Annotated in this window: 9 protein-coding genes and 1 pseudogene; all 10 read left to right on the forward strand. The window is 31.8% G+C overall.

Features of this window, described 5'->3' with window-relative positions:
• A pseudogene (locus VNJ50_RS04235) lies at nucleotides 1-160 on the forward strand (arsenical-resistance protein); the annotation flags it as partial.
• 351 nt (nucleotides 161-511) lie between these two features.
• The gene (gene lnu(I) / locus VNJ50_RS04240) at nucleotides 512-1,282 is read left to right on the forward strand and encodes a lincosamide nucleotidyltransferase Lnu(I) (RefSeq protein WP_182628747.1); all 771 of its coding nucleotides are present in this window, start codon (nucleotides 512-514) and stop codon (nucleotides 1,280-1,282) included.
• 162 nt (nucleotides 1,283-1,444) lie between these two features.
• Nucleotides 1,445-2,083, forward strand: a complete 639-nt coding sequence (locus tag VNJ50_RS04245) for a hypothetical protein (RefSeq protein ID WP_325579370.1) — start codon at nucleotides 1,445-1,447, stop codon at nucleotides 2,081-2,083.
• 5 nt (nucleotides 2,084-2,088) lie between these two features.
• Complete coding sequence (locus VNJ50_RS04250) at nucleotides 2,089-2,406, forward strand: hypothetical protein (protein WP_325579372.1); 318 nt, start codon at nucleotides 2,089-2,091, stop codon at nucleotides 2,404-2,406.
• 153 nt (nucleotides 2,407-2,559) lie between these two features.
• Complete coding sequence (locus VNJ50_RS04255) at nucleotides 2,560-2,817, forward strand: DUF7660 family protein (RefSeq protein WP_325579373.1); 258 nt, start codon at nucleotides 2,560-2,562, stop codon at nucleotides 2,815-2,817.
• Nucleotides 2,810-3,178 carry a hypothetical protein gene (locus VNJ50_RS04260; RefSeq protein WP_325579374.1) on the forward strand — a complete coding sequence of 123 codons (369 nt, stop codon included), beginning with the start codon at nucleotides 2,810-2,812 and terminating at the stop codon, nucleotides 3,176-3,178. Before VNJ50_RS04255 ends, VNJ50_RS04260 begins: the two co-directional genes overlap by 8 nt.
• Before the next feature lie 158 nt (nucleotides 3,179-3,336).
• Nucleotides 3,337-3,825, forward strand: a complete 489-nt coding sequence (locus tag VNJ50_RS04265) for a hypothetical protein (RefSeq protein ID WP_325579376.1) — start codon at nucleotides 3,337-3,339, stop codon at nucleotides 3,823-3,825.
• Between the two features lie 217 nt (nucleotides 3,826-4,042).
• Nucleotides 4,043-4,987, forward strand: coding sequence for a hypothetical protein (locus tag VNJ50_RS04270; RefSeq protein WP_325579378.1), 945 nt, complete (start codon nucleotides 4,043-4,045; stop codon nucleotides 4,985-4,987).
• A 251-nt stretch (nucleotides 4,988-5,238) separates the two neighbouring features.
• Complete coding sequence (locus VNJ50_RS04275) at nucleotides 5,239-6,537, forward strand: ATP-binding protein (RefSeq protein ID WP_325579380.1); 1,299 nt, start codon at nucleotides 5,239-5,241, stop codon at nucleotides 6,535-6,537.
• The gene (locus VNJ50_RS04280; protein WP_325579382.1) at nucleotides 6,521-7,207 is read left to right on the forward strand and encodes an RloB family protein; all 687 of its coding nucleotides are present in this window, start codon (nucleotides 6,521-6,523) and stop codon (nucleotides 7,205-7,207) included. Before VNJ50_RS04275 ends, VNJ50_RS04280 begins: the two co-directional genes overlap by 17 nt.
• The last annotated feature ends 137 nt before the right edge of the window (nucleotides 7,208-7,344 follow it).

Genomic DNA, 7,344 nt, shown 5'->3' on the forward strand with positions numbered 1-7,344 from the left:
TGAGTTGGCCATTGCAGTTGCTATAGCAGTTTTCGGATTAAATTCTGGACAAGCTTTCGCAGGAGTTGTGGGACCATTAGTTGAAGTTCCTGTTCTAATCTTTTTGGTTCGAGTTTCATTTTGGCTAAAGAAGAAATATTACGACAAAGACAGTATTTAACAACCCAATTAAATGAAACTAATACTTGGAAATTAAAATATATTTGATAAGTTTGAAGGAAATAATAAAGAGGAAGTGGAATGGAGGGAATGGAAGGAAGGGAGAATTGTATAACAAGTGTTTGAAAACGGGTTTATTATTGATAATGAAAGGATTAGCGAAATGAGATATAGTGGATATATACGCCAAATGGCGTATAGCCAGATGTTGGCGGTAATTTGAAGAAACGGTTAACAACGAAAAACAATCAAGAAAATGAAGATATAAGTAACTGTAAGGTAGAATAAGAATTGAAATACCCTTTACAATGCAAAGTAGAAAGGGTAAGTATAAATATTAAAAAATTAGAAAATGATACAGTTACAAATGATTGACAAAACAAAATCAATAGCTCAAAATGATAAAAATATTTCTGCCGTATTTATGTACGGGTCATTTACCAAAAATGAAGGAGATAAATATTCAGATATTGAGTTCTATATCTTCTTAAAGGACAAAGAAAATTTTTCGGCTGAAAATTGGGTAAGACAAATTCATCCTTTGGCATTATATTTTACCAACGAGTATGGAAGTGAAGTTGCTATTTTTGAAAATATGATAAGGGGGGAATTTCATTTTTTGACAAACGACCAAATGGAAGTTATCAAATCGTGGGACGGTTTGGTAGAGTTTAGCGACTTTGACAAAATGATTTTAGTAGATAAAGAAGACTTATTGACTAACACTCTCAAAGAAATCAAAACTAAAATACCTGACCGAACAACAAGTGAAAACACCTTGTGGTTAAGTCAATCATTGTTGAATGTTTTACTGACAACAAGCAACTTAATTAAACGACAGGAATTTGCTCACGCTTACCAAAGTTTATCAAACACTCAAAAATACTTACTTTGGCTAATCAGAATTGAGACATCTCAAACTAAACATTGGGAAAGTCCTACAAAAAGTTTAGAGAAAGACATAGCCCCAGAGTGGTATTCATTATTTCAGCAGACAACATCAAGATTAGACCCGACAGATATTAAAACAGCTTTCAAGAAGTCTTTAATATTGACCGAAAAACTTTTCGACAATCTTGGAGTTGAAGCAAAATTAAAGGAGTTATTAAGTAGAATTGAATAAAAAAACTACCGCCAACATTGTATAAACGTAATGCGGGTGAAAGTGCTAAATTTAAATGAATTGAATATTAATAAACATAAGCTTAAACCGAAAGTGAAGTGCTTCTAATCCCGCACTACGCTTATACTTGACCGTTATGTGGCATTATAAAGACAGACAACAATGATAACAAAAATCAAAATTTTAGGAGTTTTGTTCCTACTACTCACAGGACAACTAACTTATGGACAGAAAAGCGAAGAGAAACTTGTAAAAAAATCGTTTGACAACTACAAATCTGCAATCCTTAATGACAAAGGAGAAGAAGCTGTTAAGTATGTTGACAGCAGGACTATTAAATATTATAGCGATATTCTCGAACTTGTTAAGACCGCTGACTCTGCAAAAGTTGAGACATTATCAATTTTAGACAAGCTAATGGTGTTTTCAATTAGACACAGAACAAGTAAAAATGACATTTTGAGTTTTGACGGAAAATCACTTTTGGTTTATGCAATTAAAAGTGGGATGGTTGGTAAAAATAGTGTTGCAAATAACTCTATTGGAGAAGTTATTATTGAAAGTGAATTTGCAAAAGGACAGTTTTTAGCAAACGGACAAAAAGCTCCATTCTATTTTCACTTTTACAAAGAAGAAGGAGAATGGAAAATTGATTTAACTTCATTATTTCCAGTTTCAACTATGGCTTTCAAAAAAATGGCTGACGAAAGCGGAGAAAACCAAAACGATTATTTATTCTCATTATTAGAGATGATTACAGGTAAGAAACCAGGGACAGAAATTTGGCAACCAATTAATTGACATAAATGGAAAACAACGAAACACTAAGTGAAAGTTTTAAGAGAGAACTTGACCAAGCGACAACAAGCACAATTTTAGACCCTGCATACAGAAAAAAGAAATTAGTCTTATGGGCAATTAGGACAACTATTTCAGTAATATTATATGTAATTTTTTGGAAACACAATTGGGTTAAATTGTCTTTGCTTTTGACAATTCCTCTATCCTTATTCAGCTTGTTTACAATTATTGGTTCGCCATATTTGCTTAAAAGAAAAATTGAACGGACAAAGAAGAAAATTGAAGAAACCGATAAACTATTGAGCGAGACACCTGACGAATGACAAGAAAAACGCCACATAACACGGGTTTTGCGTCAGGCGGGGTGACGTGCAAACTTGGACCTTTGTGCTTCGTATCAAGTGTAGTGCAGGTTGACAGTTTTGTGCTTCGAAACCCGCCCGAACGCAAAGCCCGAAAACGTTATAGCCAATTTTATGAACGACAAACTTAACGACTTTAAAGTAACGGACAGACAAACTTTCATTAAGTTTCTTGACTTATTACGCAAGGACTTTTTGGACGATCCCGAAAGTTGGGAAAACAAAACTTTACCAGACTTTTTGGAAGCGTTAAGAGCATACACAGAAGACATACAAGGTTATTACGACAACACAAAGCAAAATATAAATGCTGACCGACCAGACTGGTCAACATTTACAGACATTTTTAAAGGAGCGACTATCTATGAGTAATGGAAAAAATCCAACATATAGACTTCGCTTCTTTTTCGACTATGGTTGTGGTGGTTGTCTGTGGTGTGACAATAAAGCTGCATATAAAAAATATGACGTAGGCACTTTGGACGCAGAAATTTACGACCTAAATGGAAAAGTTAGTCAGGAAGCAAGAATTAAATTACCACACTCAACAAAACAAAAAGTATTGGCATTGGACAAATTGTATAGTGAAAGCCTAAATTGGGAAGACCCATCAGGAGATTCAATGTGGGACAAATCACAATGGGACAATTTCCACTCACAGACAAGAGAATTGCATAAAGAAATATCAAACATACTTGGTGACGACTTTGAAATTATATATAAACAGGAATAGAAAAACTGGCTATAACAAGCGTTTGGCTCAATGGCGGGTGACGTGGTTAATTGAACATTCTACCTCGCATCAACTTTTGTGGTGTATTGACAGTTTTGTGCTCCGAAATCCGCCACTGCGCCAAGCGCCAAAACGTTATCACTCATCTTTTAATAAAAATGCGTCTAAAAAATTCTATAATATTTGCAATATTATATTCAATCGTTGGATTATTAATTGGCGTGGATATAATTAACAAAATGAATAAATCATATCATTTATTTATAATAGTTTTACCTATAGCTTTTTATATAACATCTATTATATTATGGAAATATGTAGTCGATAAACAAATTTTAATATTAAAAAATGAACCTAAACAATCAAAAATTATTTTTACTGGTTTTTTAATTGGAATTATCTCACATCCTATTAGTTTTCTTTTAATGTTAATATTATCTAACATTATTTATTGGATACCATTTATTAATAGTTATGATCTAATAAATGAACCAAGTAGTTTTGAAGATATATTATTTGCCCCCTTTATAGGAACTTTTTTTAGTTTAATTATGTATGGTTGGATTACTATTCCAAGTGCAATAATCATAGCAATATTTATATCGCATCTTAATAATATTAATAAAAACAAAAATCAGAATATATAAAAAGACGAGTGATAACATCGCATTGGCAAAATGGCGGGTTAAGTGCAAACTTCAACTTTTGTGCTTTTTATTCCGCCGAATGTGTTCCCATTCGCTTATTTTGATTAAGTTAGCTTTTGTGAAACACATCGGCTCCGAGTGGTTTTGGCTGAACCTTTTGGTTTTGTCTTCCCGCCACTTCGCCAGATGCGCGGAACGTTAGGCACAAACTAAGAAAATGACAGAAAAACGAATCATACAATTTTCAATTTCAGCAATTGGTATTTTATTCATTGTTGGACATATGATTTGGCCTGGCATTAAAATTGATGGAATAACTGTTCTTCTAATTATTATCGTCATAATTCCATGGTTAGCACCTGTTTTTAAATCATTTGAACTACCAGGCGGACTAAAAGTTGAATTCCATGATTTGGAGAAAGCAACTAAGAAATTGGAAGAATCAGGATTGATAAAGAAAGGACCTGCTTCAAAAAAGCATCAAGACCATTCAAAATATTCATTTCTCAATGTTGTTGACATAGATTCAAATCTCGCTTTATCGGGTCTTAGGATGGAAATAGAATCAAGACTGAAAGATTTGGCTGAACAGAATTTCAAAGTTGTTGATAGGCATGGTATAAACCAAATAACCCGACAGCTATCTGAACACGGTATTTTGAGTAATCAAGAGTCATCTGCAATTTTGGATATTTTGCCAATTCTTAACAAAGCCGCGCATGGACAAGATGTTGATGAGAAAACTCACAAATGGGTAATAGAAATCGGACCTCAAATACTTGACAGTCTTGAAGCAAGAAAAAGTGCTCATGAACTGCCTGAGTTAATTAGTTCATACAATAACAGAGACGGAGCTCAGGGTGTCGAAATAGGACATAAACTTTCAATGCAAATGATTAAATCTACAGATGCTTTTTTTGAATTAATGAAAAAAGACAAAAAAGCATTTAATGATTGGATGAAAGAGTTAGATACATCAACATTTACTCTTTTTGAATCAAGTGACGAAATAGAAGAAGAATTGGCTTATGCCAAGTATTCTCGACTGAAAGAAATAATGATTGAGAAAGTTGAGCAATATTTGGAAAAAAACACAGAGAGTAGCGAAGCGAAAGAATTGCTAAACAAATTGAATAACATAAAAATAAGGTCAGTTTGGTAAAAAAGTCTGTGCCTAACAAAAGCTATACCTAATGCGGGTTTGGGTGCTAAATTGAAAGTAAATGAATATTAACAAACATATCGGCAGGCTGACAGTAAAGTACTTTTTAATCCCGCTCTAAGCATAGCCAAACCGTTAGCGGAAATACTTTAAGTATTAATCTCCAAATTATTTAACAAAAAAATATAGCATATATCTCAAAGCTTATTCTTATATTTGTAAAAAAAATACAAATTTTAAAATAAGGAAAGATGATTGAAGAATTTAATTTCGGAAACTTTTGGTCATTTAAGGATGAACAAACCTTAAATATGACTGCTGCAAAAATTAAATCATTTCATCCGTCAATTGATAAGCGTAATGTAATTGAAATTGATGATAAAATGTCATTAATTAAATCAAAAGCAATTTATGGTGCAAATGCTAGTGGTAAAAGTAATATTATTAAAGCATTAGTTACTTTTATTCGTATTGTAACATCATCTGTAAAAGACGATAAAATTTTAAATATTATTGAGCCTTTTAAATTATCAGTAGATAAATTAAAAGAGCCAACTTTTTTCCAATTGGTATTTAGAATTAAAAATACAAAATACAGATATGGATTCGAGGCAGATGAAAATTGCATTAAAAGTGAATGGTTATTCTATACTCCTAATAAACGAGAACAAACTTTGTTTATTAGAGAAGAACAAGAAATTCTAGAAGTCAATGATAAGCATTTTGAAGAAGGCAGTAAATTCATTTCGTTACTTGACGACGATGAAAATACTATTTTTAGAACTAATTCTCTGTTCTTAACATCATTAGCTTCATTTGGCTTTGGTAAAATGTCCAAATCAGTAATTAAAGCAATTTCTTCAATTATTGTAATCAATGGATTAGGGCATAGTGGTATGTACTCAGCTGCTGGTGATGCATTGGATGATTTAAATAAAAAGAAATTTATTTTAGACTTTTTAAAAAACGCTGATACAGGGATTAATGATATTGAAAGTATTGAAATAACAAAAGATAATTTACCGGAAGATGCAGATGATGATTTTAAAAAAGAATTTAAAAAGGGAAATATCATCGTTTCTAGTCGAAGTCAATATGAAGGAAATAAAAAAGTTGGCAACGTTCCTTTTGTATTAAGTGGACAAGAATCAGAAGGAACTATCAAAATGTTTGAATTAAGTCCATTCATCTTTAATGCATTAAATGAAGGTCGTACTTTAATTATTGATGAATTTGATTCAAGATTTCATCCACTTTTAACTAAAAAAATTGTTGAGCTTTTCAATTCTGAATCAAATAAAAATTCACAATTAATTTTTACAACTCACGATACAAATCTCTTAAGTTCAGAAATTTTACGAAGAGACCAAATTGACTTTGTAGAAAAAGACAAATATGGTGCAAGTCATTTATATACTTTAGTTGAAATTAAAGGTGTTAGAAACAATGCATCTTTTGAAAAGGATTATATTCAAGGTAAATATGGAGCGATTCCATTCTTAGGTAATTTTTCATCTCTATTAAATTTTGATTATGCCGAAACCAACTAGAGCTGTAAAAAAGACAGATAAGAACAAAGCTTGGAATAGAAAAGCTAAACCAAGTAATTATAAAATAGAAACTATACCGATAAGAAAATCTATTTTAATAGTTTGTGAAGGCCAAACTGAAAAACTATATTTTGAATCATTTCCAGTTCTAGGTTTGAAGGTAGAAGCTGTAGATTTGGGAGGGCAATCAAAAACTAAGCTAGTTGATAGCACACAAAAAATAATAGAAAGTTCAGAATATGAATATGATGAAGTATGGTGTGTATTTGATATGGATTTTAAAGATGGTGCCGATGAATATGCTGATTTTGACAATGCAATTGAAAAAGCAAATACACTAGGTTACGAAGTTGCATATTCAAATGATTCTTTTGAATTATGGTTTTATTTACATTATAATAAAATCGAAGCTCAACAATTAAGAACATTTTATTATGAGCAATTGAGCCAAAAATTTGGTATTAATTACGAAAGAGAAGGAAAAAAATATGCATTTTGTCAAAAAGTTTACTCTATTCTATTAAATGATGAACAAGCATCTCAAGAAAGAGCAATCAAAAATGCTAATGAGTTATATGATAGTCAAAAACATTTGGTATATCATCAACAAAATCCAGTAACAACAGTATATAAATTAGTACAAACTCTGAATGAGAATGTAAGAAAATAAGTACTTCCGCTAACAAGTAAGGCTTAAACGCTGCGAAGCGATAGCGAAGTTGCGGTTTAAGCCCGTGTTGACAGTAGCTTTCGCTATGCCACGTCTGCTTTCTATGGGGATTCAAAAAAATTGGGATTGTTTTTGGC

The organism is Gelidibacter sp. (assembly GCF_035577925.1).
GTDB lineage: Bacteria > Bacteroidota > Bacteroidia > Flavobacteriales > Flavobacteriaceae > Gelidibacter.